The following is a 26,161-nucleotide window of genomic DNA, read 5'->3' on the forward strand; positions in this document are numbered from 1 at the left end:
TTGGTTTGTATTACCAATCGACTCCAGAGTGGTTGGGATTACGAACCATGTCAAGTAGTCTGGTCTCCATGGCCATCGACGACTCCGAGGACGTGCTGGTGGACGGCCTGGCCCGCAGCGCCTTCCAGATCATGGGGGTGCTCACCCGCCTCGGCGCCGAGCACGACCTGTCCCTCACCCAGCTGCGCGTGCTCGGCATCCTGCGCGACCGCCGCCCCCGCATGAGCGACCTCGCCGCCTTCCTCGGCCTGGACAAATCGACACTCTCCGGCCTCGTCGACCGCGCCGTACGCCGCGGGTTGATGACACGCGCCCCCAACCCCACGGACAAACGCGCCGTCGACGTCCTCATCACGGATGCCGGCCGTGAACTCGCCGAGCAGATGTTCGAGGAGTTCAGAGCCGCGTTGGCTCCTGCGACGGGCAGGCTCGACGAAGCTCAGCGCCGGCAGCTCGCCGAGCTGCTCGAGCCCGTCCTGACCCCGCCGCTGCCCCTCGTATAGCGCCGGGCCCCACCGCTACCGCGGCAGGCCGCGCGGTGCTGCGGGTGCCAGTCGCGCCGCCGGTGGCAGGGGTGCGTGCTGGGGGCGGGCTTCGAACGCCTGGATCACCAGCCCTGCGAAGCGCCGGGAGGCCATGACCCGGGTGTCGGTCGACGCGGTGTGGATCCCCTTGTTGGCCATGAGTACGAGAATCAGGTCGTCCAGGACGAAGTCGGACCGAAGGTGCCCCGTCTCCTTCGCTCGCTGGGCCAGTTCGGCGACCGCCCGCAAGGTGTATTCACGGCCCGCTGCGACATCCGTCACCCCGGGGAAGCTCGTCAGGAAGGCTTCGGTGAAGCCCCGGTCCCGGGCGTGCAGCTCGCAGATCTTCTGGATCACCAGGCACAGGCCGTGCCACGGGTCAGGATCCGCGCACCCTTCGTCGACGATGGCGCGGCACGCGTGCAGCTGGTCGGCGAAGGCGTCGGCGACCAGCGTCTGCTTGGTCGGGAAGTGACGGTACAGAGTGGCGGGCCCCACCCCGGCACGCCGCGCGATCTCCCGCATGGGCACGTCCAGGCCTTCGGCCGAGAACAGCGCTCGGGCCGCGTCGAGGATGCGTGCGCGGTTGTCCAGCGCGTCGGAGCGCAGGGGGTGAGGCAAAGGGGCGGTCACCACTCTCACTTTACCGAAACGGACGGGGGCGTCCGTTACCGTCCGACCGCGTGGCGCAGCGCTGGGGCCTACCCCCGGCAACGGTGCGAAGCCCTCCCGTCGGCGGCGTTCGGCAGTGGGTACCGAAGCAGGACCGCGCCCGCGCAATCCGAGAACTTGGAGACGGCATGAAGGCGATCACGATCCGGACGTTCGGAGGGCCCGAAGGCTTGGCCGTGGTCGATCTCCCGGTACCGGTACCCGCTGTGGGGCAGGTGCTGATCACCACCGAGGCGGTGGGCGTCGGTGGCGTCGATCGCGTGATCCGGAGCGGGGCTCTGGCCGCCTACGGCTTCAGGGAGGGCCACATCCCGGGTGGCGAGGTCGCGGGCACGGTGACCGCCGTCGGCGACGGCGTCGACAGCGCGTGGATCGGCCGCCGGGTGTGGGGCTTCACCGGCACGGGGGGAGGCTACGTCGAACAGGCTGTCGCGCCGGTCGAGGAGATCCTCCCCTTGCCCAGTGGCCTCTCCGCCGTCGACGCGGTGACGCTCGGCAGTTCCGGCGTGGTGGCCCACTTCGGGCTTCGCCACGCCCATTTCGCTCCCGGCCAGACGGTCCTGGTGCGGGGTGCGGCCGGCAGCATCGGGATCATGGCAGTGCAGCTCGCGGCGCGCGGTGGTGCCGGCGCGGTGGCGGTCACGACATCGTCGGCCGAGCGCGGGAGACGACTGCGCCGCCTCGGCGCCACCCACGTGCTGGAGCGATCCGGCGACGGAGGGAGAGACGCTCCGGCAGGCTATGACGTCATCATCGACGTGGTGGCCGGCGCGGACATGCCGTCGTTCTTCGACAGGCTCAACCCGAACGGCCGCATGGTGGCCGTGGGCGTTGTCGCGGGCCCGCCCCCTGCGGACTTCGGCACGAAGATCATGACGGCGTTCCAGAAGTCGATGTCCTTCGCCACCTTCAGCGCGGCCACCGTCGGCGGAGCCGACCGGCGTGCCGTGCGCGGCGAGCTGTTCCTCGCAGCCGCTCGCGGCGACGTCGAGACGGTGGTGCACGAGCTGCTGCCCCTGGACGAAGCGGTGCTGGCGCACCGGAAGATGGACGCGGGTGAGGTCTTCGGCAGGATCGTGCTGACGCCGTAGCTTCCGTCTCCCCGCCTCTTGTACCCGTGCAACCGCGCCATGGCCCCGTGTACGACCGCTACCCGACGCCGTGCCCGCCGGACACCGCCCGGGGCGAGCACGTACGCACGCCGGGGCCCGGGGCGGGCGTCACCAGGCCGGCCGGATGCCACGTGCCCCGGCATCCCCACCCCCGGGCCGGCGGGATCTACCGCTGCCCGACCCGTTTGCGCCCCGTCTGCCGGGATTCGGCCACGATCGAGAAGGCGTAGTCGGTCATCCGGGCCTCGTAGCCGCGCACCGCATCCCTCAGTGGCTCGCCCGAACGGGCCGCGTCGGCGAGGGCGCGAGTTGAGTTCACCGGCGTCCCGGAGGGCGGTGCCGGCACCCATCGCCAGGTCGCCGACCGGGGACAACACCACGGGCGGAGTGTGGGCCGCGCCTGCCCGATCGGGCCGATTGCCGACCTCCACGGGGCCCGGGCCCGGATGGGGGCTGCCCGGACCACCGGTGACCACGGTGAAGATGCTGTCGAAGACCCGGCCGGGGACGTCCGTTCGGCCACGGTCCGCGAGCGGAATCTTGCCGTGGATGAGCCGCAGCCCGGTGCCCTCGGCCTGTGCGTCGGGCAGCAGGAGCGAGCGGACGACGGAGTTGACGCCGTCCGCACCTACGAGAAGGCCGGCGCTCTCTCGGTACGTCCGTCCGCGAAGCGCGCTGTGACCGTGCCGTCCGCCTCCTATGGGTAGCCGGACAGCCGCGCACCGTAGTGCACGGGGCGCGCAGTCCGGAGAGCAGGATCTCGCGCAGTCGGACGGTTGAATCCACGAGGGCCTGCCATGGGCCTGTGGGGAGAGCACCCCGGGGGAAGCCGGACCCGGACTCCACCCCCTGTCCCGGGCGCCGGACGCCGTGACCCCGGCACCGGTCCTCCGGGAAAGCGCTTGAACGCCGACGGCGGTCAACGTGGGCCGTGGGCTCGACATGCCCCCCGGCGGACCCGCCGCATACTGGAGTCGGGGAGTGAGCCGCCACTCTTCCCCGCGCCGAGTCCGATGTTCGCTCCCTCACTCCCCCTGATGGCGTGGCCCCAGGTACGGAGGTGAAACGTGCCCGACGCCCCCGAGATCGACGCGCTGCGCCGGCGTCAAGCGCTGATGGAAAGCGCGGGTGAGCGCATCGGAAGCAGCCTCGACGTGCGCGAGACCGCGCGGGCCATAGCCGACCTGTTTGTTCCCGGCGTCGGTGCCCTGGCGTTCGTGGACCTCGCCGAGGAGGTCTTGAACGGGGATGAGCCCTGTCGGCACGACGCTCTGGCCCCCCGCCCCCGCATGGTCCGGACGGCCGCTGCGGGAGACCCCCCTCCGGGTCAGCTCGACATCGGCGATCCGGTGCCCATGCCCCCGCAACTGCCCCAACTGCGGGAGGTGTTCGTCGAGGGTGCCGTGGTGATGGAACGTCTGGGCGCTGCGGATGCCCTCAGCCGGAGCGTGGATCCCAAGGTCGCCCGGCGATTGCTCCCGGCGGGCGCCGAGTCGAAGATCGTCATGCCGCTGTGCGCGCGGGGCCTGGTACTCGGTGTGGCGGTCGTCATCCAGTGCCGGGAGGAGTGGGTGGGTGACGAGGGCGATCTGCGGCAACTCTCGCTCGTCGCCTCGCGGGCCGCGCTCGCACTGGACAACGCCCGCCAGTACGAGCGGGAGCACCGCACGGCAGTGATCCTGCAGCGTCAACTGCTGCCGTCCGCCACGACGGACACCACGGCCGCGACCACTTTCGCCACCCACCTCCCGGCCGGTCGCCGCAACGTGGGGGGAGGCGACTGGTTCGACGTCATCCCCCTCTCCTCCGCGCGGGTCGCCCTGGTGACGGGCACAGTCGCCGGACACGGCCTCCGAGCGAGTGCGACCATGGGACGTCTGCGCAGCGCCATGGATACCCTCGCCGAACTCGACCTGGAGCCGGACGAGTTGCTGACACATCTGGACGGCCTGGTCCAGCGCCTCGACGCCGAGTCCGGCGACGACGTGCAGCGTGTTCGCGCGGCTTGCACCTATCTCGTGCACGACCCCGTCCGCGGGCAGTGTGTCGCCGCCAGTGCCGGGGGTAGCGCGCCGGTGCTGTTGCCTCCCGGTGATCCAGCGGTTCTGATGCCGCTGCGTCCTGGTCCGGATCTGGGCGAGGGCGGAGCGCCGTTCGAGGTCAGCGAGCGGGCGGTGGCCGACGGTACCCTCGTGGCCCTGTACACCCGCGGCCTTCTCCATGTGATCGGCTCCTCGCCCGGCGACGGCCGCCCGGCCGACCTGCCCGGCATATTGCACCGCGCCTCCACGCCGTCGGACGGGCGCCGGAAGGAACTGTCCGAGGTCTCCGCCGACGTACTGCGGAACGCGGGTCCCGAGGGGCCGCCCGACGACGTCGTGCTGTTGACCGGACGCCTCAAGACCCTCGACGACGCGCGAACGGCGCACTGGTCCATGCCGGCCCGTCCCGAACTGGTCGCCCCGATGCGGTCCGCGGTGTCACGGCAACTCCACGACTGGGAACTGGACGATCTCACCGTCATGGCCAGCGAGCTGGTGATCAGCGAGTTGGTGACCAACTCGGTGCGGTACGCCGGAGGTTCCCTGGAGGTACGGCTGATCCGTACCGACCGGGCATTGGTGTGCGAGGTGAGCGATCCCGCCAGCACCCAGCCACGGCTGCGGAGAGCCCGCACCACCGACGAGGGCGGTCGCGGGTTGTTCCTGGTCGCGCAGATGACCGAACGCTGGGGCTGCCGCTACGGCGCCGACGGTAAGACCATCTGGACCGAGCAGCCCATCGCCGCCCGGGAACCTCAGCACTCGGTACACAGGTGAAACGCGGTTTCACCCGGTGGGTCTCCCACCGACGCGGGCCTCGGCCGGGGGCGGCCGTAACGCTCGTACACGCCTTCACGGCCGCGGGACGCCGGCCACGGGTGCGGAAGCGGCGGCCGAGGCGGACAGGGTGGCGGGGCCGAACCATTCGCACAGCAGGATGGTGGCGTCGTCCCGGAGCCAACCGTCGTGGTGCGCCCGCAGGGAGCGCATGAGCCGGCGGAGCGTCTCGCCGACGGGCAGACCGTCGGAGTGGTGACGGACGAGGAAGTCGAGGAACGCTGTCTCCCCGAACTCCTCGCCCTTCGCGTTGCGGGCTTCGGTGATGCCGTCGCTGTAGAGGACGAGGCGGTCGCCCGGCTGGAGCTGATCGCGACAGACGAAGGACGGCAGACCGAGATCGGTACCCATCGGGTGTGCGGGCGGGCAGTCCAGCAGAGTGGTCCACCGCCTGCCGCGGATCACCACCGGCGGCAGGTGGGCGCGGTTGACCCAGGACAGCATGCCGGTGGTGGTGTTCAGGTCGGCCAGAATGCCGGTGACGAAGCGTTCGGACGAGAACTGGTCCAGCAGAACCAGTTCGATGGCGGCGCCGAGATCGCCCAGAGCGACGCCCTGGCGCCTGCGGTTGCGGCAGGCGCCCATGGCAAGGTTGGCCGTCAGCCCGGCCGCGGTGTCGTGTCCCATCGCGTCGAAGAGCGACAGGTGCACGACGTCGCCGGCCGTGGCGTAGTCGTAGGCGTCACCACTGACCTCGTACGCCGGCTCCATCGCCGCGGCGACGGCGACGTTGCCGTCCACGTAGGTGCGCGGTGCCATCAGCTGCCACTGCATCTCCGCAGCCACGTTCATCGGCTTGACGCGGGCCAGCCTGGCGTAGGAGTCGCTGGTGTCCCTGGCTCCCACGACGAGCATCGCCACCAGCGACGCCAGCGACACCATGGCGTCCCGCACGTCCTCGCTGTCCGTCGCGCCCGCCAGGTGCAGCACGCCCAGTCGCTCGGTTCCGTCCAGCAGCGGCACCCACCAACGGTGCGCCCCCTCGGTACTGCCGGCCGCCACGACGATCGTGCCGTGCTGGTACGCCCGCCCCGCCACCGTGCCCTCCACCGTCAAGTCCGCCTGACGTCTGGCCGGTCCGGCTGCGTCGTCCGGCCCCGCGCCGGCAGCAGGCCGCAGAACATCGCGCTGCAGATCTCCGAGGTACACCCGGACGTCGGTGAACCCCGCGGTCGCGGCGTGCCGCTCCACCAGTCCCGGCAGGTGCTCGAACGACATCGCATGGCTGTCCGACAACAATCCGCTCAACATCCGTCGCACATCGCCGTCCCTGCTCACGCCAGACTCACCCCAGAGGTCACTCGTGCGCGTGGACGTCCGCCGTCTCCAGCCGGTGCCGGACCACACCTTTTGCTCCCATTCTCCCGCCGCGCCCCCGCCCGGCAACAGGATGAGCACGCGCCCGCCCCGAGCGGTGATCCCGCCTCGCCCGATCAGGGCGTACGGGCGCGATCGAGGGGCAGGAGCGGGTGGCCGAGTCTGTTGCCGGCTGGTCCCTCGGTGCCGAAGGGCCACGGGGGGCCGCCGGGTCGGAACCAGAAGATCGTCGGCGGCCTGCCTGTCGGGCGTACCGCCGGGAGAGAGGACGTCACATGGGAAGCACCGCGTTGCGTACGAGCGAGATCCTGCCGCGTACCGGCACAGTGGTGCGGCTTCCGGGGGTCTACGCCCCACAGACCGACAGCTACTTTCTGGCCGCCGCCATGCGGCGCGAGGGCATCGGGCCCGGTATGGACGTTCTGGACCTCTGCACCGGTACCGGTGCGCTGGCGTTGAGGGCGGCCCGGCTCGGTGCGCGGGTGTCGGCGGTCGACATCAGTCGGCGGGCGGTCGCCACCGCACGTCTGAACGCCTCGCTCGCCGGGTTGCCGGTCTCCGTGCACCGGGGTGATCTGCTCGCAGCGGTGGACGGACGCCGCTTCGACGCGGTGGTCAGCAACCCGCCCTACGTACCGTCGCCCCGCCCCTCGCTCCCGCGCCGCGGGGCGCAGCGGGCCTGGGACGCCGGCCCCGACGGCCGGGCCCTGCTCGACCGCATCTGCGACGCGGCACCCGCCGCGCTACGGCCGGGCGGCCTGCTGCTGATGGTGCACTCCGCCCTCAGCGACCCCGAGGAGAGCGTTCGTCGCCTGGAGCGGGCCGGCCTGAGCGCGACCGTCAGCGATCGCCTGTCCATTCCGTTCGGCCCGGTGCTGCGCGGGAGGCTGGGCTGGCTCCGCGACCGCGGCCTGCTGCCCGTGGGCAAGAGCACCGAGGAACTGGTGATCATCCGTGCACGGAAAGACTGACCGGACCGATCCTGAGGCGACGGGACCTGTGCCCGCGCGCGGCGCCCATGGTCGGGCACGCCTGGTGAGCGTGGACCCCGAGGGCCCGGTCCTGATCGAGGGCCCCGTCACGATGCGGACGCCCGACGGACGGAGCGTGACGTCCGAACGGTTCGTCGTGGCCGTCTGCACCTGCCGCCGCAGCCGCACCTACCCGTGGTGCGACACGAGCCACCGGCGGCGCGAGAAAGCCGCTGCACCTTCCGACGACGCCCGGCCGGAGCCACCGTGCCGTCCGGGGCCGCCCGGCGACCACAACGAGAGTGAGGAGTCCGCACCGTGAATTCCACCGCGACCGCCACCCCTGCGCACGGCGCCGGTCCGGCGCGCCCGTCGGACCGCGACGGGGCCGCGCCCCGTCTCCCCCTTCCGAGGGGCGACCTCTCCGCCGGCGTCGTGGCGTACCTCACCGGCGACCGTACGCGCCTGCCGTCCGACGACGAGGTGCGCCGGGCCGATCCCCTCGGCGACGACGTGCAGCTGCTGCTCTACGTCCTCTACGAGACGCACTACCGGGGGTTCGCGTCGGTCGACGAGGATCTGGAATGGGATCCGGCGCTCCTGGCCGTGCGGTCGGCCGCCGAACAGCACTTCCTCACCGCCGTGCGGGCGGAGACGTCGGGCGACGCGGACGTGGCGAAGGCGGTCGGAGCGCTTCTGACGGAACCGGTGGGCGACGACGGCACCAGCGTCAGCCATCACCTGATGCGCGAAGCGCGGCTGGGGCAGCTGCGCGAGTACGCCGCCCTCCGTTCGCTCTACCACCTCAAGGAGGCCGATCCCCATGTGTGGGTCGTCCCGAGGCTGCGCGGGAGGGCGAAGGCCGCGATGGTCGCCATCGAGTACGACGAGTTCGGGGCGGGGCGGGCCGAAGACGTGCACGCACAGCTGTTCGCGGACCTGCTGGCCGACCTCGGCCTGGACACCTCGTACGGGGCGTATGTCGACGTGGCCCCGGCCGAAGTGCTCGCCACCGTCAACCTCATGTCGCTCTTCGGGCTGCACCGCTCCTTGCGGGGGGCGCTGGTCGGGCACTTCGCCGCGGTGGAGATCACCTCCTCCCCCGGCTCGCGCAGGCTCGCGCAAGCACTGCGGCGGGCGGGCGCGGGCCCTGCGGCCCAGCGTTTCTACGACGAGCACGTGGAGGCGGACGCCGTGCACGAACAGGTCGTCCGGCACGAGGTAATCGGCGGTCTTCTGGAGGACGAACCATGGCTGGCCGCCGACGTCGTCCTCGGCATCGAAGCCACGGGTCTCCTGGAGGACCGGCTCGCGGCACACCTGCTGGCAGCATGGCGCGACGGACGCAGCGCGCTCCGTGAGCTTCCGGGCGCCCCGGCGTCCAGCCCGCCGACCACGGACAGCTGAGTGGCCGGTCCGCCCGGGCGTCAGCAGGGAAGCGCGCCAGGGAACGGCGCAACCGGCGCATTTTCCTCTCCGAGAGCCCACCGGGCGTTTTGCTCAGAATTTTCCGGCTAAGGAACCCACGGACCGGAGAGGACGGACGCGCCGGGCAGATCGACCGTCGTCGCGCCGCCCGCCGTGTCACCCCTCCGCGTCCGTTTCTCCATCGGCCTCGGGCCCCGAGGCTCCGTCGACACCGTGAGGAGAACCGACTGTGGCCGCACCTACGGCTCAGGCCCGTGAGCACGTCCTGCCGACGAGCATCCGGCTGCCGGGCATTCTGCTCGGAGTAGGGCTGGGCGGGTTCGTCGACGGCATCCTGCTGCACCAGATCTTGCAATGGCACCACATGCTCACCAGCACCTACGACGACCGGATCGGCGTGAAGTACTACTCGCCGAACACCGTGTCCGGCCTGCGGATGAACACCGTGTGGGACGGCATCTTCCATGCGGTCTGCTGGCTGGCGGTCCTGGGAGGTCTGGCCGTCCTCTACGGCCGGGTCACGCACGGCCGCCGCCGGGTGTGGGCCTCCCGGGTGCTCTGGGGCTGGGTCCTCGCCGGCTGGGGCCTCTTCAACATCGTCGAGGGCCTGCTGGACCACCAGATCCTCGGTATCCACCACGTCCACGGCGGCCCTCATCGGGTCTGGTGGGACATGGGCTTCCTGCTGCTGGGCGCCGTGCTGCTGGCCGGCGGGCACCTGCTCCAGCGCAGCGGCCTCCCCTTCGACCCGGACGCCCCGGACGCTCCCGACGCCTCTGCCACCCCGGGCCACCCGGAGTCGCCGGGCCGGCGGGACTGACGGGCGGCCCCCATGCACCCGACGCGACTCCTGACACCGGGCCACACGCACGATCACATGCAGGATCACGCGCACGGCCACCCGTACGGACACGGCACGGGCGCCACTCCGTGGGAGGCGTGGGCCGCGCTCGCGGTCGTCGTGCTCCTCGCCGGCGGGTACCTTCTCCTCGCCCGGCGGGCGCGACGCCGTAACGCCGCTCGTGGGTGGGCCCGGTGGCGGACGGCGAGCTTCCTGAGCGGATGCGTGCTGCTCGGCGCCGCACTGCTCCCGCCCGTCGCCACGTTCGCACACGACGACTTCCGTGGGCACATGACCCAGCACCTGCTGCTCGGCATGTACGCACCCCTGGGTCTGGTCCTCGGTGCGCCGGTCACCCTGGCGCTGCGGACCCTGCCCGCCCCGCGCGCCAGGTCGCTGACCCGGTTGCTGCACGCATGGCCCGTGCGAGCCCTCGCCCACCCCCTTCCCGCACTGCTGCTGAGCGTCGGCTCCCTCGCGGTGCTGTACTTCACGCCCTTGTACGGAGTGACGAGCGGCCACCCGTCCCTGCACTGGGTGCTCCACGCTCACTTCCTCTTTTCCGGGTGCCTCTTCGCGCACGCCGTCGCCGGTCCCGACCCGGCGCCGTCCCGGCCGGCAGTGCCCGTCCGGCTTCTGGCCGTCGGTGTCGCCGTGGCCGCGCACGCGACGATCTCCCAGCTGATGTACGGGGGCTTCTTCATCGAGGTGCACGCCCCCGTCGACCAGGTGCGTGGCGGGGCGGAGATCATGTACTACGGCGGTGACATCGCCGAACTGCTGCTCGCGGGGGCTCTCGTGGCGACGTGGCGCCCGTCCCGGCGGTCCGGAGTGGGGGCCGCCCATCCCGTCCTCGTCCAGAGTCCGGACCGGGCTCCTCCTGCGGTCGCGGGTGATGACCACGACCGTGGTCCGGCCGCCCCTCCCCTCGGAGCCGGGGCGTTCACCCGTGGGTGGCCGTTCTCCCGTCGTGGTCGCCGCGCCCGAGGCTGCGGAGCGCCTGCTCCAGTACGCGGGGCGCGTCGAGCCTGAGCAGCAGCGGGTCGGGCTCGTCCGCGTGCGGGTCGCCCGGGGGGCCCGGGTGCCAGAGCACGGCGTGGTGGGGATCGGGCGGAGGACCCCACAGTCCGGGGGCGACCGGCCCGAACAGGGTCATCGACGGGGTGCCGTGGGCGAAGGCCAGGTGGGCGGGCCCGGTGTCCCCGCTGACGAAGAGCGCCGCTCCCGCGACGAGGGCGGAGAACCGACCGAACGTCAGCGAGCCCGCGAACACGTCCCGGGCGTCCAGTCCCGCCTCCGCGGCGACCGCGGCGCACAGGTCCTCCTCCCCCGGTCCTCCGGTGACCACGACCCTGCGGCCGGTGGACCGCAGGCCGGCGGCGACGGTGGCGTAGCGCGCGGTCGGCCAGCGGCGTGCTCCCGCGTCGGCGCCGGGGTGCAGGACGACGGCTCCGGGCGCGGGTGACGGCGCCGCGGGCGGTGGGATGCGGACGTCGGCGGGGTCTGCCGCGATGCCGTGGGCCTCCAGGAAGCGGCACCAGCGCAGCCGTTCGTGTTCCGCGGCCCGCCAGAGCGGTGGCGCGGGGTGACCGGGGTCCGGACGGGCGTACGAGAGGACGCGGCCGGGTGTCAGGGCGGCGAGGACGTCGTGGCTCTCCGGCCCGTTGCCGTGCAGGTCCACCGCGAGGTCCGGCGGCGCGCCGCGCCAGTGCCGGAGGGGCGGGACCCGGCGGCCGTTCTCCTCGGTCACGAAATGCGCGTCGACGGCCGCGACGGCCCGTACGACGGAGCCGAGTGAACCCGGCGCGGCGAGCACCGTCTCGTGGCCGGGGAAGGCACGCCGTACGGCCCGGAGCGCCGGCACCCCCGCGAGCAGGTCACCGAGCCCGAGGGCGCGCAGGACCAGCACGGTGGGCCGACTCCCGGAAGGCGGTGGAAGAGCGTCCGGTACGTCGGGGGCCATTTCCGCTCACCGCCGGGGGGACGTCGTCGAGCCGGTGCCGGGCGCGGGGGTCCGGGAGGCTCGTTCCACCAGCCGGGTGCTGGACCGGCCGTCGAGGTAGGGCAGGAGGACGACCTGTCCGCCCCAGCTCTCCAGCAGTGCGGCCTCCGGGAGGTCGGAGAGCGCGTAGTCGCCGCCCTTCGCCCAGACGTCGGGCCGCAGTTCGCCCAGCACGCGTTCGGGGGTGTCCTCGTCGAAGACGACCACCGCGTCGACGCAGTCCAGCGCCTCCAGCACACGTACCCGGTCGGCGACCGTCACCACGGGGCGGCCGCCGCCCTTGCGGCGCCGTACGGACGCGTCCGAGTTCACGCACACCACGAGGCAGTCGCCCACCGTGCGGGCCGCCTGGAGGAGTTCGACGTGGCCGGCGTGGAGCAGATCGAAGCAGCCTCCGGCCGCGACCACGGTGCCGCCCCGCGCGCGGACCAGGCGGGCCACCTCGAAAGCGCCTCCCGCCGGAGCGCTCGCGGGTTCCTCGGAGGCGGTTCTCCGCATGACGCCGTGCGCTCCGCCGTCGGCCACGAACCGGGTCGCGGCGTCGACCGCCTCGCGAACGGCGAGCTCGGTCAGCTCACCGTCGGCCAGCCGGCCGGCGGCCGTGGCCGCGAACCTGTCCCCAGCGCCGCAGCAGTCGCCGGACGCCCGGTGGGGGGCCGGCACCAACAGCGGCGTGCCCCCTTGGGACAGCAGCGCGCCGTCCTCCCCCAGGGTCACGGCGACCGAGGCGACGTCCCACGATTCCAGCAGCTGCCGGGCGTCACCGGCCGCGCCCCGCAGCCCGGTGGTCCTCTCCGTCCCTTCGCCCCCCGGTCCGGGCGTCTCGCGGTCGGCGAAGCTCCGGGCCTCGGCGGCCGACGGGGTCGCCAGCCGGGTGCCGGTGACGGGCGGGCCGCCCGCCGGGTGCGGATCCCACACCAGGGGTACCAGCGCGGCCCGCGCGGTCAGCGCGTCGCGCAGCCGGTCCGCGGTGCCACGCCCGTAGTCCGCCACCAGGACGGCCCCCGCCCCGGAGACGGCCTCTTCCGCCTGCGCGGTGGCGGCGGCCGCACGGCCGTCACCGTCGTCGAGCCTCAGCAGCGGACGCCCGTCCGCCATCAGCCGGGTCTTGCAGGACAGCGCCCCGGTGAGGGGGATCTCCACGACACGGACCCGGTCGCGGAGCATCTCCCTCACCGTGCGGGAGGCGCTGTCGTCCCCGAGCGCGGTGACGAAGGTGACCTCCCTGCCGTCCGCCGCCGCGAGGCACGCGGCGAGTGCCGCCCCGCCCGGGCGCGCGGACCGCTCGTTGCGGGAGAGGACGGGGACGGGTGCGTCGGGGGCGAGGCGCTCGGCGCGGCCCGAGAGGTCCCGGTCGAGCAGGGCGTCGCCCACGACCAGCAGGGGGGCGCGGCGTGTCATGCGAAGTCCTCCTCGGCGTGCGTCCCGTTCGCCGTCATCGGCCTGTCGCCCCGGACCGCGCGGGCCTCGATCTCCCGGTCGAAGGACTCGCAGACCATGTGGACGGCGACGAGATGCAGTTCCTGGACCGTCGCGGAGACCGCGGCCTCGACGCACAGTGCCTCGTCGCTCGACGCGGCCAGCGGGTTGGGCTCGGGGCCGGTGAGGGCCCATACGGCCATGCCGATCCGGCGTGCCTCCGTCGCCGCGGCCAGGAGGTTGGCGCTCGCCCCGCTGGTCGACAGGAGCATGAGCACGTCTCCGGGCCGGCCGTGCGCGCAGGTCTGGCGGGCGAACACCTCCTGGACGCCGTAGTCGTTGGCGATGGCGGTGGTCGAGGAGGTGTCGGCGTGCAGGGCGAGTGCCGAGTAGGCCGGCCGGTCGTCGCGGTAGCGGCCGACGAGTTCGGCGGTCAGGTGCTGGGCCTGGGCGGCGCTGCCGCCGTTGCCCGCGACGAGGAGCCGGCCGCCGTCGGACAGGACGCCCGCCAGGGCCGCGCCCCACCGTTCGGTGATCGCGGCGGTGGTGCGGAAAGCGGGGAGTGCGCGGGCCAGGTCGTCACAGTGCTGGCCGGGGGCGATGATCTTCATCGTGCCACCTCCGAGGGCAGGGAGCGGGAACAGAGCCGGGAGTAGACCCGTGCGACGCCGTCGGCCACCTCGTCCCAGGTGAAGCGGGCGAGTGCGTGGGTCCGGCCCGCGGCGCCGTAACGGGCGAGGCGGGCGGGATCGTCGAGCAGCGAACGGATGACCCCGGCCAGGTCGTGGTCCGCCTCGTCGAGGGGCGGGACGTGTACGCCCGTCACGCCGTCCACCACGGTGTCGAGCTGGCCCCCCACAGCCGTGGCGACGACCGGGGTCCCGCAGGCCATGGCCTCGACGGGAGCGATACCGAAGGGCTCGTAGCGGGGCAGGGAGAGGAGCAGGTCGGCGCCGGCGACCAGGTCGGGCATCTGATGTTGCGGTACGCATCCGAGCATCCGCACCCGTTCGGCAACGCCGTGTTCCGAGGCGATCTTGCGCAACCGCTCGGCCTCCGGGTCGGCGAAGAGCAGCTCTGCCTCCGGGCCGCCCGCGATGAGCAGTTCGGCGTCGGACACCTCGGCCAGCGCCCTGATGGCGCGGTCGAAACCCTTCCGCGGAACGAGCCGTCCCACGGCCAGGAGGCGGCGCGGGGCACCCTTCGGCCGGCGTGCCCCGGGCCTCGGTGAGAAGTGCGAGGTGTCGACCCCGCAGGGCACGACGTCGATCCGGTCGCGCGGTACGCCCATGGCGACGAGCTCTCTCACCTCGTCGGCGCAGGTCGCGATCACGGCGTCGGCTTCGATCCCGATGCGTGCCTCCAGTCCGACGCGTTCACGGGGACTGGTGTCCTCGGTGCCCTGGTGCCGGCGCTTCACGGTGCCGAGCGCGTGGTACGTCTGGACCACCGGGATGCCGGTGTCCCGGGAGCCGGTGAGAGCGGCCAGTCCGGACATCCAGAAGTGCGCGTGGACGACGTCGGGCCGTCGGTGCCGCCACATCCTGGCCAAGTGCGCACCGAACTCGGGCATGTGGGCGAAGAGTTCGTCCTTGGGCACGGCCGTGGGCGGCCCCGCCGGGACGTGGACGACCTTCACCCCCTGCGGGGTCCGGACCGTCTCCGGAGCGCGGGGGTCGTCCCGGCGGGTGTAGACGGTGACGTCGTGGCCGCGCAGGGCGAGGGTTCGGGCCAGTTGCGCGACGTAGACGTTCTGGCCACCCGCGTCCGGGCCGCCCAATTCCGCCAGAGGGCTCGCGTGTTCGGAGACGAGAGCGACCCGGCGGGCGTTCCGCTTCGGCTGCGTCATCGGGTGACCTCTTTCATGAGTCGTTCCCAGTCGTCGAGGAAGCGCTGGACGCCGTACCGGGCGCGCGCCGCGGCGCGCGCCCTGCCGCCTGTCCGCTCGGCGTACGCGGAGTCCGCGAGGAAGCGCCGCAGGGCGTCGTTGAGCACCTCGGGCCGGTTGGAGACCACCCCCGCGTCGGGCGGCACCGCCTCGCGGACCTCGGTGGTCGCCAGGGCGACGACGGGCATGCCCAGGAACATCGCTTCGAGGAGGGAGAGCCCGAGTGAGGTCCACCGCACGGGATGCAGGTACACCCGGCAGCGGGCCATGGCCGGGTGGAGCCGGCTCTGCGGGAGTTCGGAGGTCCGGCAGAGCGCGGGCGGCAGGTCCAGGTGGTGGGCGAGGCCTTCGGTGCCCATGCCGAACACGTGGAGGGGCGCGGCCTCGGCGAAGCGCGGCAGAAGGTCCGTACCGGTGGTGCGCCGGCGCCGCACGGGCTCGTTGACGACGACGGCGGCTCTCGGCTCGGTGCCGGTCCAGAGGGGGCCGGGGTCGATGATCCCGTGTTCGATCACGGAGGTGGGGGCGCGGCCGTTGTCCCACATCAGCCGGTTGAAGTGGGTGACGTGGACGAGGGGGATGTCCGCCCGGCCGGCGACCGGGTGCGCGGTGTCGACGGCGGTCCCGTGGGGGGTGTTGTGCTCCACGTACACGGCGGCGACGTCGTGTCCCGGACGGCGGCCCGTCCACGCGTGGGCGAGTCCGATCTCGTGCGGTCTCTGCAGGACGACGAGGTCGATCGGGCTGTCGCGCAGCTGTTCGGGGGTGCGCTCCTGGACCGAGGACGGCCAGTCCCAGGTCCGGGCGCGGCCCAGCCCGTCGGGTCCGCGGTCGGGCGTCACCGGCACCAGGTAGGTGTGCGGGCCCTGCACGAAGGAGGTCAGCCACGAGCCGTGCACGTGCCAGATGAGGATGTTCATGCGCTCTCCTTCAGAAGCTTCCGCACCGCGCTCACCACGTCGTGGGCGGTGACGTCACCGAGGCACGGGTGGCCGGGGACCGGGCAGTGGCGGGCCCGGGTCCCCGCGCACGCCGCCCGCTGGTCGCCGAGGAGCACGGTGGGCACTCCGTAGGGCGCCCAGCGGGAGGCGGGGACGACCGGGGCGAACAGCGAGACGACGGGGGTTCCGACCGCGGCCGCCAGGTGGGCGGGGCCGGTGTTGCCGCTGACGAGCGCGTCGGCGCCGCTGAGCACACCGGCCAGCGTCCGGGGGGTGGTACGGCCCCCGAGATCGATCGCGACGTCACCGCTCACCAGGTGGGTCAGGGCCGTTTCGGCCGGTCCTCCGGTGACCACGACCCGGTGGCCGGCGTCGGCGAGCGACTGGGCGGCCTCCGCGTGTCGTTCGGCGTCCCACGACCGGGCCGGCGCGCTCGCCCCGGGGTGGACGACCACATAGGGGCCGTTGCCGGTGAGGGTGGCGGTGTCGGGGACGGGCAGCACACGCAGCCGCCCGTCGTCCCCCGCCCGGGGCTGGAATCCCATGGCCAGAGCGAGGTCCAGTCCGGCCTCGGCCTCGTGCCGGTCCGGCAGCCGCTGATGGCGTACGTCGAGCAGTTGGCCGGGGTGGTCGACGCTGTCGGCTCCGATCCTGCCGACGCCCGCCAGGCGGAGCAGCAGCGCGGTGGGGAGCGGGCTCTGGTGGAAGGAGGTGAGGACGAGCGCGGTGTCGTACGCCCCCGCGCGCACCTCGGCGACCAGTCCGGGTACGTCGGCGTCCTCGACCATCGGCGGCCGGACGCCCTCCCACGGCGCCTGCCAGACGATGACGTCGTCGACGCCCGGCAGCATCCGCGCGGCGGGTTCGCCGAGGGGGCCGCAGAGCAGGGTGAGGCGCGAGGCCCGGGTGGCAGCGGCCCGCACCGCCGGCCCCGCGAGCAGCACGTCGCCGAAGCTGTCGAGTCGCACGACCAGTACGTTCATCCCGGCCACCCCTCGGCCCGGGCGAGCGACTCGGCGCGGGAAAGCTCCTCAGCCGGGGTCAGCTCCGTCGCGGGACGGCGGGCGAGCACCCGTCGTACGGCCGTGAGCAGGTCGGGAGCCCGCCCCGGCTCGGCCTCGGTCTCCTCGGGCAGCGTCGCCGCGTTGGGTACGAGGATGCCCTCGGCACCCGCTGCCCTGGCCGCGAGCACGTCCGCCCGGATGTCCCCGACGACCACGCACTCCTCGGCACGCACTCCCAGCCGCCCGGCCGCGTCGATCACCAGGCCGGGGCGGGGCTTGCGGCAGGGGCAGCCCGCGTCGGCGAGGTGCGGGCAGTAGACCCAGACGTCCAGCGGGCCGATCAGTTCGTCGACCCGCTCGTTGACGCGCCGGACGTCCTCGTGCGAGAGCAGCCCCCGGCCGATGCCGGACTGGTTGCTGACGACACCGGTGGGCAGTCCCGCCTCACGCACGAGGCGTACGGCCTCGGCCGCCCCGGGGACGGGCCGGACGCGTCCGGGATCGGCGTTGTACGGGACGTCGTGGACGAGCGTCCCGTCCCGGTCGAAGAGCACGGCGGCCGGGCGGTGGCTGCGCGCGGCGTTCGCGAGGCGCGGGGGCTGCGCGCGGGGGACGGTCATGAGGCACCTTCCCGGGGCCGGGGGCCCACGCCCCGGTGCCGCACCTGGCCCGCGGCCCAGTGGCCGACCGCCAGCGGCGGGATCACCAGGCTCGTGACGGTCATGGTGGCGATCTCGGAGGCGGTGCGTGGTCCCGGGGCGATCCGGGCCCACGCGAACTCGGCGGTACCGAGCGCCCAGAGAGCGGCCGCGAGCCCCGCGGCCCGGCGCCGGCCGGCCAGGGCCAGGGCCGGGGCGGCGAGACCGGCCGCGGTGACCGCGGCGTGGCGGGGCAGACGGCCCCGCGGAGCCTGGGCCCGGGTCCACCAGCCGGGTCCGTGCAGTCGGCCCATCAGGACGTCGTCGGCGTTTCCGCGCTGCACCCGGACGGAGATCCAGCGGTCCGCCGGGCGCACGGGGTGGAAGGTGGAGCGGGTCCCTCGGGTCAGGGTCCAGCCCTCCCCCGTCATCCGGAGCGCGAGATCGGCGTCCTCCCGGAAGGCGCGCGGGAACCGTTCGTCGAAGCCACCCGCCCCGCGCACCGGCGCGGTGCGGTAGGCCATGTCCGCGGTCGCCCAGGCGGCTTCCTCCAGACCGGCCGTGCAGCGTTCCCAGTCGGTGGGCGGGCGGTCGTCGGGCAGGGGTACGGTCAGCCGTCCCTGCACGCCGACCGTCTCCCGCCCGGCACCTGCCAGGTCGTCGGCGAGCCGGGCGCCCCAGTCGGGCCGTACGCGTACGTCGTCGTCGAGGAAGACCACCCAGGGCGCGGCCACTTCGCGCAGCCCCGCGTTGCGGGCCGCCGCCGGCCCCCGGCCGTGGGTGGCGAGGATCCGGACGCGGCCGGCGAGCGGACCGGCGCCCTCGACGCTCAGCGGGCCGTCGGGGCGGGGACGGTCGTCCACCAGGATCACCTCCTGCGGCGGTGGATGGGCAGCCCGGGCCAGGGCCCGGAGGCAGTCGTCGAGACACGGGCGTCCGACGGTGGGAATGACCACGGAGTACGCCTCGGGCGGGTGGGGCGGCTCCGTGTCCGGAGCCACGTCACCGGTCCTGGAGTCCGCGTCGCCGGCCCTCATGTGAACGCCTTCGCCCGGCGGACCAGGAACGGTCCGATGGCCAGCAGGTCGACGGGGGCGGAGCCGAAGCACTCCAGCGCCTCGCGCGGGTGGTCGACCATGGGCCGCCCCGCCGTGTTCAGGCTGGTGTTGACGACGACGGGCAGTCCGGTGCGCCGCTCGAAGGCGGCGAGCATCCTGGCGACGAGCGGCTCCGCCCCGCTGTCGACGGTCTGGATCCTGGCCGTGCCGTCCACGTGCACCACCGCGGGGATGCGCTCCTTCCACGCCTCGGCGACGTCGTGGACGAAGAGCATGTACGGGCTGGGCAGCGGGCCGTCGAAGAGTTCGGCCGCCCGTTCCGCCAGGACCATGGGAGCGACCGGCCGGAATTCCTCGCGCCCCTTCACCGCGTTGAGCCGCTCCAGGTTCTCGGCCCGGCCGGGATGTGCGAGCAGGGAACGGTGGCCCAGCGCCCGGGGACCGAACTCACTGCGGCCCTGGAACCAGGCGACGATGCCGTCCTGCGCCAGTTCCTCCGCCACGGCGGCTGCCACGTCCTCGGGTTCCTCGAAGGGAAGGGCGGCCGCCTCCAACAGGTGGCGGATCTCCTCGTCGCTCCATCCCCGGCCGAGGGCCGCCGTACTCATCGAGAGGACCGGCCCCTGCTCGGCGGCGAGGTGCAGGGCCGCACCGAGGGCCGTTCCGGCGTCCCCTGCGGCGGGCTGGACCCAGATCCGGTCGAAAGGGCTCTCCCGGTACAGGCGCGTATTGGCCACACAGTTGAGGGCGACCCCGCCCGCGAGTGCCAACCGGTCCGCACCGGTGCGTTCGTGGAGCCGGCCGGCGATGTCGAGGATCGTCTCCTCCAGACAGCGCTGGGCACTGGCGGCGAGATTCGCGTGCTCCTCGGTGTAGGGGCCGCCGGGCTCTCTGCGCGGAGCGAAGCGGCTCCACTCCACCCCTGCGGCACGGAATCCTCCGTCGCCCGCTCCGTGGACCCGCTCCGCGATCCGCTCCGCGAACCGGGGCTTCCCGTACGAGGCCAGGGCCATCACCTTGAACTCGTCACTGCTGCGCAGGAAACCGAGGTGATCGGTCAGGTCCTCGTAGAACAGGCCCAGCGAGTGGGGCAGCCGCTGCGTGCCGAGCTCGACCAGTCGGCCGCCGGTGTACTGGCCCGCGAGCTGCGAGGCGCACTCGCCCCGTCCGTCGAGGACCAGTACCGCGCAGTCGCCCAGCGGGCCGGCGAGCCCGGCCGACGCGGCGTGCGCGACGTGGTGGGCGACGAAGCGCACCTTGTCCGGGTCGAGACCGGGCAGCGCCTCGGCCAGGAACGCGGGGGCGCGCCGGGCGTACTCCTGGCGCAGGTGGTCCCAGGGGTCGTCGAGTCCCATCCGCTCGGCCGGCAGAGCGAGGCCGGGATCGTACGCGTACGCGACCGCGTCCAGATCGGCCGGGGTGAGTCCGGCGCTCTCCAGGCACCAGCGGGCGGAGAGCTCCGGGAGTTCCCAGGCCGAGAAGGGCAGGGGGCGCTTGCCGTGCTTGCGCCTGCTGAAGCGTTCCTCCTCGGTGGCGGCAACGATACGGCCGTCGATCACCAGGGCCGCGGACGGATCGTGGAACAGGGCGTTGATTCCGAGCACACGCATGGGCACGCTCCTCAGAGGTTCCCGGCCGGGTGGTTGTCCCGGGTGACGGGCAGCGCGGAGAAGTACGCGATGGTGCGCTCCAGCCCCTCTTCCCAGGACACCCGCGGCTCCCAGCCGAACATCTCGCGCACGAGGGTGGTGTCGGGCCGACGCCGTTCGGGGTCGTCGACCGGACGGTCGATGTAGTCGATCCGGGAGGCGGAGCTGGTCAGCTTGACGATCCGCCGGGCGATCTCCCGGACGGTCGTCTCGTCGCTGCCGCCGATGTTGACGGGCCGCACGGACTTGCTGGCGGCGACGCGCAGGACACCGTCGAGCGTGTCGTCGACGTAACACAGCGACCTGGTCTGGCTGCCGTCCCCGGCGATCGTCAGCGGTTCACCGGCGAGCGCCTGGCAGATGAAGGTGGGAACGGCCCGTCCGTCATGGGCGCGCATGCGCGGACCGTAGGTGTTGAAGAGCCGGACGATGCCGGCGTCGGTCCCCAGGGTGCCCGCGTGGGCGGTGACGAGGGCCTCGGAGAACCGCTTCGACTCGTCGTAGACGCTGCGCGGCCCGACCGGGTTGACGTTGCCCCAGTAGTCCTCCCGCTGGGGGTGTTCCAGCGGGTCGCCGTACACCTCGGACGTGGACGCCAGCAGGAGTCTCGCCCGGTCCCGGGCGGCGATGCCGAGCACGTTGCGGGTGCCGAGGCTGCCGACGTCCAGGGTCTCCAGCGGCATCCGCAGGTAGTCCGCGGGGGACGCCGGGCACGCGAAGTGCAGCACGAGGTCGTAGGGGCCGGCCAGCTTCCGTGCGCAGGAGGGATCCGAGACGTCGACGTCCAGGAACCGGAATCCCTGCCGCCCTGCGAGGTGGGCCACGTTCGCTGCGGACCCGGACGAGAGGTTGTCCGCGCAGTCCACCTCGACCCCACCGTCCAGCAGGCGCTCGCACAGATGCGAACCGAGGAATCCGGCTCCGCCGGTCACCGCGGCACGCCGCCAGGGCATCGGCTCAGTTACCGAAGGCGCCATGTGCTGACTCTCCCTTCCGGTGGGACGAGGGAACGCGTCCCCACACCTGGATCCTGTCGGAGTACGGTTCCTCCGCATCTCGGGTCACACCCCGCGGCAGGCGCCGGGAAGGGCGGTCCGCGACGCGTACGGTCCCCGTCGCCGCACGCCACGGGCCTTCCCGGGGCTGCTCCGTGGCGGGGCCGCAGCGGTTACCCCTCGGTTGGCTGCGGAGACGGTGCGGTGACCTTCGGTGACCCTCCGTTCGCTCCCTCCGCAGGCGGCCCCCTGCGCCGTTCGGGTGTCCCGCCCCCGCCCGGGCGCACTCCGCCCTGGACCCGCGCACGTCCCTGCCTCCGCCCCGCGGGAGCGTCGGCGTCACTTTCGGTCAGGGGTCGGCACCGGGGCCCGAAGACGCCGTGTGAGGAACGACACCGGGTTCCCGAGTGCCGTGCCGGACACCGGAGTTGGGGCGGCAAGGCGGTCGGTGCGGGCAGCCGTCCGACCGGTGGGTTTCCCCGCACGGGGAAGCGTTTGTGAAGATGAAGTGCGCCGGACGGCTGGCTCGACCCCCCGAGGGTCCCCGCCCTCCCGGCATCCAGGACCTCATCAGCCGCTCCGCAGGGGGCGCCGTGCGTCTTGCTCCCGGCCCCCTCCGAGAGGTGCTGCGCTGTGCCCGCGCCCCATGATCACGTCCCGTCGGCCGCCACCGGTCGCCCCCTCGCACGCCCCTTCGCACGCCGTTCCGCCGCCCCCGCACCGCACCGGAAGCGCGCCGGAGGCAGTCCCTGGCGATGTCTGCGTACCCCGAGCATGCGCCGCTGGTCCGTGGCCAACCTGGTGTCCAACACGGGTACGTGGATGCAGTTGACCGTGCAGAACCTGCTGGTTCTCCAGGTCACGGGCTCCGCCGCCGCCACCGGCCTCTCGCTGGCGGTGCAGGCGGCACCGGGGCTGCTGCTCGGCGTCGTCGGGGGCGCGGCCGTCGACCGGTGGCCCCGCAAGGTCACCGCGGCGGTGAGCCAGGGGGTACTCGGGCTGGTCGCCTTCTCCACGGCGGCCCTGATCGGCTTCGACCTGCTCAGCATGCCCGTCCTGCTCCTCCTCGCCGCCGTCACCGGCGTCGTGAACACCATCGACGGGCCCGCCACGGCGCTGCTGGGCAACGACCTGGTGCCGGAGAAGGACGTCCCGTCGGCCATCGCGCTGGGCTCGATGGTGCACAGTGCGGGCAGGCTCACGGGGACGGCGCTGGCCGCCGTGGCGGTCGGCATGCTGGGTCCGTCGTCGGCCTACCTGGCGAACGGGATCTCCTTCCTGTTCGTCGCGGCGATCATTCCCACGCTCAAGCCGGCCGCACCCTCCGGACCGGAGCGGCAGAAGCAGGTCCCCACCACCCCGGAGGGCACCCGCCCCGCCCGGAACGACGTGGTGCCCGCGGGCGCCCGTGCCGGACTGAGCTACTTCGTGAGCCGCCCCCGGCTGATGGCGCTGGCGGGGATCACCGGACTCAGCTCCGTCTTCGGGCGCAATTACCAGTTGACCCTGGCCGTCCTCGTGATCGGGCCGATGCACGCCCGGGAGAGCGACTTCGGCCTGGTGTCCACGGTGCTCGCCGTCGGAGGTGTCCTCGGCGCGCTCCTGGCCGGCCGGCTGCTCAATCCGACCGTCCGGCTCGTGGGCGCCATGGCCGCCTGCGGAGGGCTGCTGCAAGCGGCGGCCGGCATGTCCCCCGGGCTCGTGGTCCTCGTACTGGTGGTCATCCCCATGGCCGTCGTGGAGTCCGTCTCCGACACGGCGGGTGCGACGGTGCTGCAGACGGAGCCGTCGCCGGAGATGCGCGGCAGGGTCCTGGGCGTCTGGCGGAGCGCTGGAACGGCGTGGGGGCTGGCCGGGCCGCCGCTGCTGGGCCTGCTGATGGAGTTCGCGGGCGCCCGCACGGCCCTCGTGTCCGGCGGACTGCTGATCGCCGCCGCCATCGCCTGCGGTGGGCTCCGCCACGGCGCTCTCACCCGGGACAGGGTTGTCCACGCACCCGCCCCCGTGCCCGCGGCGGCGACGATCCCCCGGGCAGCCCTTCCCCAGCCCTCCCAGGCGTTCTGACCCGAGAGGCTGGAGACACGGGTCCGGTGCAGCCGCCGGGGTGTGTCGGTCAGGCAATCGCCTGACAACCGGGCGGGGCCGTTTCCGGTGCGGTCGAATGGATACCTGGCACCCATGAAAGAAAAGTCGGATACCGCCAGCCGCACCGCCACGCACAGGACGGCGGAGCGAGCGACGAAGCTCCTGCGGCCCTCGTCCCCGGGGGAGGGTGCGATCCTCCGGGCCATGGGCCGTCTGGAGCGCACCACCGCCCTCGATGGTCCCGTCGACCTGGTCCAGGAGAAGGTCCGGGCGCTGCCGCTGGGCTCCCTGCGCGACGTGCTGCACGGCCGCTGGCTGGGCCATCCCGTACATCCCCTGCTGGTACAGGTGCCGCTCGGCAGCTGGCTCTCCGCGGCGGTACTCGACCTCCTTCCCGGCCAGCGCAGGGCGGCCTGCGCCCTGATCGGGGTCGGCCTCGGTACCGCGGGCCCGGCAGCTCTGGCGGGCTGGGTGGACTGGGCGGAGCTGCAGAGCCGCCAGCGTCGCGTCGGGTTCGTGCACGCGGCGGCGAACATCACGGCCGTCGCGCTGTACGCCGGATCGTTCACCGCCCGGGTACGGGGGCGCACCGCGCTCGGCAAGGCGCTGGGGTTCGCGGGTCTGTCCGTGGTGAGCGTCGGCGGGGCGATCGGAGGCCACTTGGCCTACCGGCAGGCTTCGGGGGCAAACCATGCCGACGCGGTGCAGGACCTGGTGCAGCCGGGGTGGCACGAGGTCGGTGCGGTCGCCGACTTCCCGGTCGGCGAGGCCGTGCGCCGGTTCGTCGACAATGTGCCCGTCGTGATGGTGCGGGAGACGGGTGGACAGGTGCACGCGCTCGCCGACATGTGCAGCCATATGGGGGGCCCGCTGTCCGACGGTGAGGTCGAGGACGGGTGCGTACGTTGCCCGTGGCACGGCAGTGTCTTCCGCCTTTCCGACGGCTGGAACGTCAAAGGACCGGCGACCGCGCCGCAGCCGGCCTTCGACACGCGGATCGTCGAGGGGCGGGTGGAGGCGCGGCTGCGCGGCCAGGAAGTCGACGACGCACCCGGCGCCGGTCCGGTTCCGGGCGTCGGGTAGCCCGTGTCCGGACACGGTCCGCATACCGGTGCTCGGCCGTTCCTCCCGGCCGGGGCGGGCCGCCGGGCACCGGGACGGACGACGTGTCGGACGGGCCGGCATTCTCCGGCCCCTTCCGTACGTCCTCTTCCTGTCGCCTCCCGACATCGTGCGGAACGGGGCCCCACCGCATCGGGCCCGTCAGGCGTGCCGGCTCGCTGGTCACGGTCATGGGGTGCAGGCTGGAAAGGACGGGGAGGACACCAGTCGTGGTGCACCGGCCGTACGTAGGCGGGGGCCGGTGAGGCGTGCTCTCTCGCGTTCCTCGGCGCTGCGGGCATCGCCGCTTCCGGCCGTGTGCCGATGACGTGATCGCGGCCCGGCGCCCCGCGCTCCTCCTCTCCTCCGGCTGTCGCACCGCCAAAAGAGGCGAACAGCGGCGGACAGCCCGTCCCCACCTCCCCTCCCACGCCGATCGACGGCGACACGAAGGAGAACAAGATGAGCGGGAACACTCCCAGTCAGGCCGAAGGCGAACGCGACGACGAAACCGCTGACGGTTCGGTGCAGCCGGACCCCACCCGCGCCACGCCCTCCCAGGCAGAAGGTGAGAGGGACGATGACGAGAGCGAGGACCCGGGGAGCAACGGAAACGACTGATCACGGGATCGGATCCCCGGCCCCGCCGAGGGTGGCCGCCCCGGCAAGCAGTCGGCGTCGGCCTTCTCCCCGGCCGGGGTGTGGCAGCGGGGACCGCTCCGGAGCGCCCGGAGAGGGGCGGCTCCGTGTCCCGTGTCCGACCCCGATCCCACCGCGACCGCAGGAGGTGGCCCCATGCCCGGCATCCCGTCGGCGGACCAAGTGGACATCACGTTCATCGGCAACGCCACTCTCCTCGTGAGGTACGGCCCCCTCGCCCTGCTCACCGATCCGAACTTCCTGCACCGCGGGGAGAGGGCGTACCTCGGCAACGGACTGTCGTCCCGTCGGTTGCGCGATCCCGCGATGGAGCTGTCCGACCTTCCGGACCTGGACGCGGTCGTACTGTCCCACCTGCACGGCGACCACTGGGACCGGCGGGCCCGAAGAGGACTGCCCAGAGACCTTCCGATCCTCACCACGCCCCACGCCTCGCGCCGTCTGCAGGGTCTGCACGGCTTCTCCCGCGCCGTGGGGCTGAGAACCTGGCAGTCCCAGACGGTGGTCCGCGCGGGACGGCAGGTGCGCGTGACCGCCCTCCCCGGCCGACACGGACCGAAGGGCGCCCACCGGCTGCTGCCACCGGTCATGGGAAGCATGTGGGAGTTCGGCGCGGTGGAGCGGGAACCGGTTCAGCGCCTCTACGTCACCGGGGACACCCTGATGTTTCCGGGCATCCAGGAGATCGCGCGCCGCTACCCCCGCGTGCCTCTGGCGGTTCTCCACCTCGGCGGGACGACCCTGCCGGGCGGTCTCCTGGTGACCATGGACGCGCGGCAGGGGGCCGAACTCGTACAAACGCTACAGCCCCGCAAGGTACTGCCCGTCCACTACGAGGAGTACGGAGTGATGCGGTCCCCGCTCTCGGACTTCCTGGCCGAATCCGTCAGGCAGGGATTCGCGGACAGGGTGGTGCACTGCGCCCGGGGCGAACACGTCACGTGGGAGGAGCCCGGGTGAGGTGAAGCAGATCCCGC

General features: G+C 73.1%; 25 protein-coding genes and 1 pseudogene. 13 read left to right on the top strand and 13 right to left on the bottom strand.

Translation table 11 applies throughout. The annotated features are described in order from the left end of the window. Positions 1-47 precede the first annotated feature (47 nt). Positions 48-503 carry a MarR family winged helix-turn-helix transcriptional regulator gene (locus ACFYPN_RS24150; protein ID WP_389300871.1) on the top strand — a complete coding sequence of 152 codons (456 nt, stop codon included), beginning with the start codon at positions 48-50 and terminating at the stop codon, positions 501-503. 15 nt (positions 504-518) lie between these two features. On the opposite strand, the gene ACFYPN_RS24155 is transcribed toward ACFYPN_RS24150, so the two are convergent. Continuing rightward, positions 519-1,157 (bottom strand): TetR/AcrR family transcriptional regulator, encoded by a 639-nt coding sequence (locus ACFYPN_RS24155; protein ID WP_389300873.1) that lies wholly within the window; start codon positions 1,155-1,157, stop codon positions 519-521. 167 nt (positions 1,158-1,324) lie between these two features. Between ACFYPN_RS24155 and ACFYPN_RS24160 the strand changes: the two genes are divergently transcribed. Further along, entirely contained in the window at positions 1,325-2,287 is a 963-nt protein-coding gene (locus ACFYPN_RS24160; protein WP_389300876.1) for a zinc-binding dehydrogenase, read from the top strand. Positions 2,288-2,474: 187 nt separating this feature from the next. Here ACFYPN_RS24160 and ACFYPN_RS24165 read toward each other — a convergent pair whose 3' ends face one another. Beyond that, the gene (locus ACFYPN_RS24165) at positions 2,475-2,627 is read right to left on the bottom strand and encodes a hypothetical protein (RefSeq protein ID WP_389300879.1); all 153 of its coding nucleotides are present in this window, start codon (positions 2,625-2,627) and stop codon (positions 2,475-2,477) included. Between the two features lie 226 nt (positions 2,628-2,853). Between ACFYPN_RS24165 and ACFYPN_RS24170 the strand changes: the two genes are divergently transcribed. After that, positions 2,854-3,015, top strand: coding sequence for a hypothetical protein (locus ACFYPN_RS24170; protein WP_389300881.1), 162 nt, complete (start codon positions 2,854-2,856; stop codon positions 3,013-3,015). Between the two features lie 360 nt (positions 3,016-3,375). Then, entirely contained in the window at positions 3,376-5,127 is a 1,752-nt protein-coding gene (locus ACFYPN_RS24175; protein ID WP_358764944.1) for a SpoIIE family protein phosphatase, read from the top strand. Positions 5,128-5,202: 75 nt separating this feature from the next. On the opposite strand, the gene ACFYPN_RS24180 is transcribed toward ACFYPN_RS24175, so the two are convergent. Further along, on the bottom strand, positions 5,203-6,438 hold the full coding sequence (locus tag ACFYPN_RS24180; RefSeq protein ID WP_389300885.1) for a PP2C family protein-serine/threonine phosphatase: 1,236 nt from the start codon (positions 6,436-6,438) through the stop codon (positions 5,203-5,205). A 341-nt stretch (positions 6,439-6,779) separates the two neighbouring features. Between ACFYPN_RS24180 and ACFYPN_RS24185 the strand changes: the two genes are divergently transcribed. From ACFYPN_RS24185 to ACFYPN_RS24205, 5 genes and pseudogenes are all read left to right on the top strand, one after another. Next, the gene (locus ACFYPN_RS24185) at positions 6,780-7,475 is read left to right on the top strand and encodes a HemK2/MTQ2 family protein methyltransferase (RefSeq protein WP_389300887.1); all 696 of its coding nucleotides are present in this window, start codon (positions 6,780-6,782) and stop codon (positions 7,473-7,475) included. 70 nt (positions 7,476-7,545) lie between these two features. Then, positions 7,546-7,797, top strand: a complete 252-nt coding sequence (locus ACFYPN_RS24190; RefSeq protein WP_358764957.1) for a CDGSH iron-sulfur domain-containing protein — start codon at positions 7,546-7,548, stop codon at positions 7,795-7,797. A gap of 113 nt (positions 7,798-7,910) precedes the next feature. Next, the gene (locus tag ACFYPN_RS24195; RefSeq protein ID WP_389300985.1) at positions 7,911-8,882 is read left to right on the top strand and encodes an iron-containing redox enzyme family protein; all 972 of its coding nucleotides are present in this window, start codon (positions 7,911-7,913) and stop codon (positions 8,880-8,882) included. A 250-nt stretch (positions 8,883-9,132) separates the two neighbouring features. Further along, positions 9,133-9,723: a DUF2243 domain-containing protein gene (locus ACFYPN_RS24200; RefSeq protein WP_389300890.1), complete on the top strand. Its 591-nt coding sequence runs from the start codon at positions 9,133-9,135 to the stop codon at positions 9,721-9,723. 57 nt (positions 9,724-9,780) lie between these two features. Then, positions 9,781-10,575, top strand: a pseudogene (locus ACFYPN_RS24205) (cytochrome c oxidase assembly protein); the annotation flags it as partial. 112 nt (positions 10,576-10,687) lie between these two features. On the opposite strand, the gene ACFYPN_RS24210 reads toward ACFYPN_RS24205, so the two are convergent. Genes ACFYPN_RS24210 through ACFYPN_RS24255 form a run of 10 tightly spaced genes read right to left on the bottom strand, consistent with a single transcriptional unit; the run spans position 10,688 to position 21,320 of the window. Beyond that, a complete protein-coding gene (locus tag ACFYPN_RS24210; RefSeq protein WP_389300892.1) occupies positions 10,688-11,707 on the bottom strand; it encodes a glycosyltransferase family 9 protein in 1,020 nt (339 codons plus the stop codon). Positions 11,708-11,713: 6 nt separating this feature from the next. Further along, entirely contained in the window at positions 11,714-13,147 is a 1,434-nt protein-coding gene (rfaE2, locus tag ACFYPN_RS24215; RefSeq protein WP_358763655.1) for a D-glycero-beta-D-manno-heptose 1-phosphate adenylyltransferase, read from the bottom strand. Continuing rightward, a complete protein-coding gene (locus tag ACFYPN_RS24220) occupies positions 13,144-13,776 on the bottom strand; it encodes an SIS domain-containing protein (RefSeq protein ID WP_389300896.1) in 633 nt (210 codons plus the stop codon). Before ACFYPN_RS24220 ends, rfaE2 begins: the two co-directional genes overlap by 4 nt. Continuing rightward, a complete protein-coding gene (locus ACFYPN_RS24225) occupies positions 13,773-15,014 on the bottom strand; it encodes a glycosyltransferase (RefSeq protein WP_389300898.1) in 1,242 nt (413 codons plus the stop codon). The genes ACFYPN_RS24220 and ACFYPN_RS24225 overlap by 4 nt, the downstream gene beginning before the upstream one ends. Further along, positions 15,011-15,973, bottom strand: coding sequence for a glycosyltransferase (locus tag ACFYPN_RS24230; RefSeq protein WP_358763650.1), 963 nt, complete (start codon positions 15,971-15,973; stop codon positions 15,011-15,013). The genes ACFYPN_RS24225 and ACFYPN_RS24230 overlap by 4 nt, the downstream gene beginning before the upstream one ends. Then, positions 15,970-16,977, bottom strand: a complete 1,008-nt coding sequence (locus ACFYPN_RS24235) for a glycosyltransferase family 9 protein (RefSeq protein ID WP_389300901.1) — start codon at positions 16,975-16,977, stop codon at positions 15,970-15,972. The genes ACFYPN_RS24230 and ACFYPN_RS24235 overlap by 4 nt, the downstream gene beginning before the upstream one ends. Further along, the gene (locus ACFYPN_RS24240; protein ID WP_358763646.1) at positions 16,974-17,618 is read right to left on the bottom strand and encodes an HAD family hydrolase; all 645 of its coding nucleotides are present in this window, start codon (positions 17,616-17,618) and stop codon (positions 16,974-16,976) included. Before ACFYPN_RS24240 ends, ACFYPN_RS24235 begins: the two co-directional genes overlap by 4 nt. After that, the gene (locus ACFYPN_RS24245; protein ID WP_389300904.1) at positions 17,615-18,673 is read right to left on the bottom strand and encodes a glycosyltransferase family 2 protein; all 1,059 of its coding nucleotides are present in this window, start codon (positions 18,671-18,673) and stop codon (positions 17,615-17,617) included. The genes ACFYPN_RS24240 and ACFYPN_RS24245 overlap by 4 nt, the downstream gene beginning before the upstream one ends. Beyond that, positions 18,670-20,304: a carbamoyltransferase gene (locus ACFYPN_RS24250; RefSeq protein ID WP_389300907.1), complete on the bottom strand. Its 1,635-nt coding sequence runs from the start codon at positions 20,302-20,304 to the stop codon at positions 18,670-18,672. The genes ACFYPN_RS24245 and ACFYPN_RS24250 overlap by 4 nt, the downstream gene beginning before the upstream one ends. Positions 20,305-20,315: 11 nt before the next feature. Next, complete coding sequence (locus tag ACFYPN_RS24255) at positions 20,316-21,320, bottom strand: NAD-dependent epimerase/dehydratase family protein (protein WP_389300910.1); 1,005 nt, start codon at positions 21,318-21,320, stop codon at positions 20,316-20,318. 792 nt (positions 21,321-22,112) lie between these two features. Here ACFYPN_RS24255 and ACFYPN_RS24260 point away from each other — a divergent pair. The 4 genes from ACFYPN_RS24260 (at position 22,113) to ACFYPN_RS24275 (ending at position 26,144) form a co-directional block, all read left to right on the top strand. After that, a complete protein-coding gene (locus tag ACFYPN_RS24260; RefSeq protein WP_389300913.1) occupies positions 22,113-23,402 on the top strand; it encodes an MFS transporter in 1,290 nt (429 codons plus the stop codon). Between the two features lie 225 nt (positions 23,403-23,627). Further along, on the top strand, positions 23,628-24,506 hold the full coding sequence (locus tag ACFYPN_RS24265) for a Rieske 2Fe-2S domain-containing protein (RefSeq protein ID WP_358763638.1): 879 nt from the start codon (positions 23,628-23,630) through the stop codon (positions 24,504-24,506). A 480-nt stretch (positions 24,507-24,986) separates the two neighbouring features. Beyond that, positions 24,987-25,145, top strand: coding sequence for a hypothetical protein (locus tag ACFYPN_RS24270; protein WP_358763636.1), 159 nt, complete (start codon positions 24,987-24,989; stop codon positions 25,143-25,145). A gap of 174 nt (positions 25,146-25,319) precedes the next feature. Continuing rightward, on the top strand, positions 25,320-26,144 hold the full coding sequence (locus ACFYPN_RS24275; protein ID WP_358763634.1) for an MBL fold metallo-hydrolase: 825 nt from the start codon (positions 25,320-25,322) through the stop codon (positions 26,142-26,144). The last annotated feature ends 17 nt before the right edge of the window (positions 26,145-26,161 follow it).

It is taken from the genome of Streptomyces sp. NPDC005576 (genome assembly GCF_042871745.1).
Taxonomy (GTDB): Bacteria; Actinomycetota; Actinomycetes; order Streptomycetales; family Streptomycetaceae; genus Streptomyces.

Excerpts from the sequence above, each read along its gene's own strand:
- ACFYPN_RS24270 (WP_358763636.1), top strand. The coding sequence starts at position 24,987 with ATGAGCGGGAACACTCCCAGTCAGGCCGAAGGCGAACGCGACGACGAA.
- ACFYPN_RS24230 (WP_358763650.1), bottom strand. The coding sequence starts at position 15,973 with ATGAACATCCTCATCTGGCACGTGCACGGCTCGTGGCTGACCTCCTTC.
- rfaE2 (WP_358763655.1), bottom strand. The coding sequence starts at position 13,147 with ATGACACGCCGCGCCCCCCTGCTGGTCGTGGGCGACGCCCTGCTCGAC.
- ACFYPN_RS24260 (WP_389300913.1), top strand. The coding sequence starts at position 22,113 with ATGCGCCGCTGGTCCGTGGCCAACCTGGTGTCCAACACGGGTACGTGG.
- ACFYPN_RS24275 (WP_358763634.1), top strand. The coding sequence starts at position 25,320 with ATGCCCGGCATCCCGTCGGCGGACCAAGTGGACATCACGTTCATCGGC.
- ACFYPN_RS24245 (WP_389300904.1), bottom strand. The coding sequence starts at position 18,673 with ATGAGGGCCGGCGACGCGGACTCCAGGACCGGTGACGTGGCTCCGGAC.
- ACFYPN_RS24250 (WP_389300907.1), bottom strand. The coding sequence starts at position 20,304 with ATGCGTGTGCTCGGAATCAACGCCCTGTTCCACGATCCGTCCGCGGCC.
- ACFYPN_RS24150 (WP_389300871.1), top strand. The coding sequence starts at position 48 with ATGTCAAGTAGTCTGGTCTCCATGGCCATCGACGACTCCGAGGACGTG.
- ACFYPN_RS24240 (WP_358763646.1), bottom strand. The coding sequence starts at position 17,618 with ATGACCGTCCCCCGCGCGCAGCCCCCGCGCCTCGCGAACGCCGCGCGC.
- ACFYPN_RS24185 (WP_389300887.1), top strand. The coding sequence starts at position 6,780 with ATGGGAAGCACCGCGTTGCGTACGAGCGAGATCCTGCCGCGTACCGGC.
- ACFYPN_RS24255 (WP_389300910.1), bottom strand. The coding sequence starts at position 21,320 with ATGGCGCCTTCGGTAACTGAGCCGATGCCCTGGCGGCGTGCCGCGGTG.
- ACFYPN_RS24225 (WP_389300898.1), bottom strand. The coding sequence starts at position 15,014 with ATGACGCAGCCGAAGCGGAACGCCCGCCGGGTCGCTCTCGTCTCCGAA.
- ACFYPN_RS24265 (WP_358763638.1), top strand. The coding sequence starts at position 23,628 with ATGGGCCGTCTGGAGCGCACCACCGCCCTCGATGGTCCCGTCGACCTG.
- ACFYPN_RS24220 (WP_389300896.1), bottom strand. The coding sequence starts at position 13,776 with ATGAAGATCATCGCCCCCGGCCAGCACTGTGACGACCTGGCCCGCGCA.
- ACFYPN_RS24235 (WP_389300901.1), bottom strand. The coding sequence starts at position 16,977 with ATGAACGTACTGGTCGTGCGACTCGACAGCTTCGGCGACGTGCTGCTC.
- ACFYPN_RS24180 (WP_389300885.1), bottom strand. The coding sequence starts at position 6,438 with ATGTTGAGCGGATTGTTGTCGGACAGCCATGCGATGTCGTTCGAGCAC.
- ACFYPN_RS24160 (WP_389300876.1), top strand. The coding sequence starts at position 1,325 with ATGAAGGCGATCACGATCCGGACGTTCGGAGGGCCCGAAGGCTTGGCC.
- ACFYPN_RS24210 (WP_389300892.1), bottom strand. The coding sequence starts at position 11,707 with ATGGCCCCCGACGTACCGGACGCTCTTCCACCGCCTTCCGGGAGTCGG.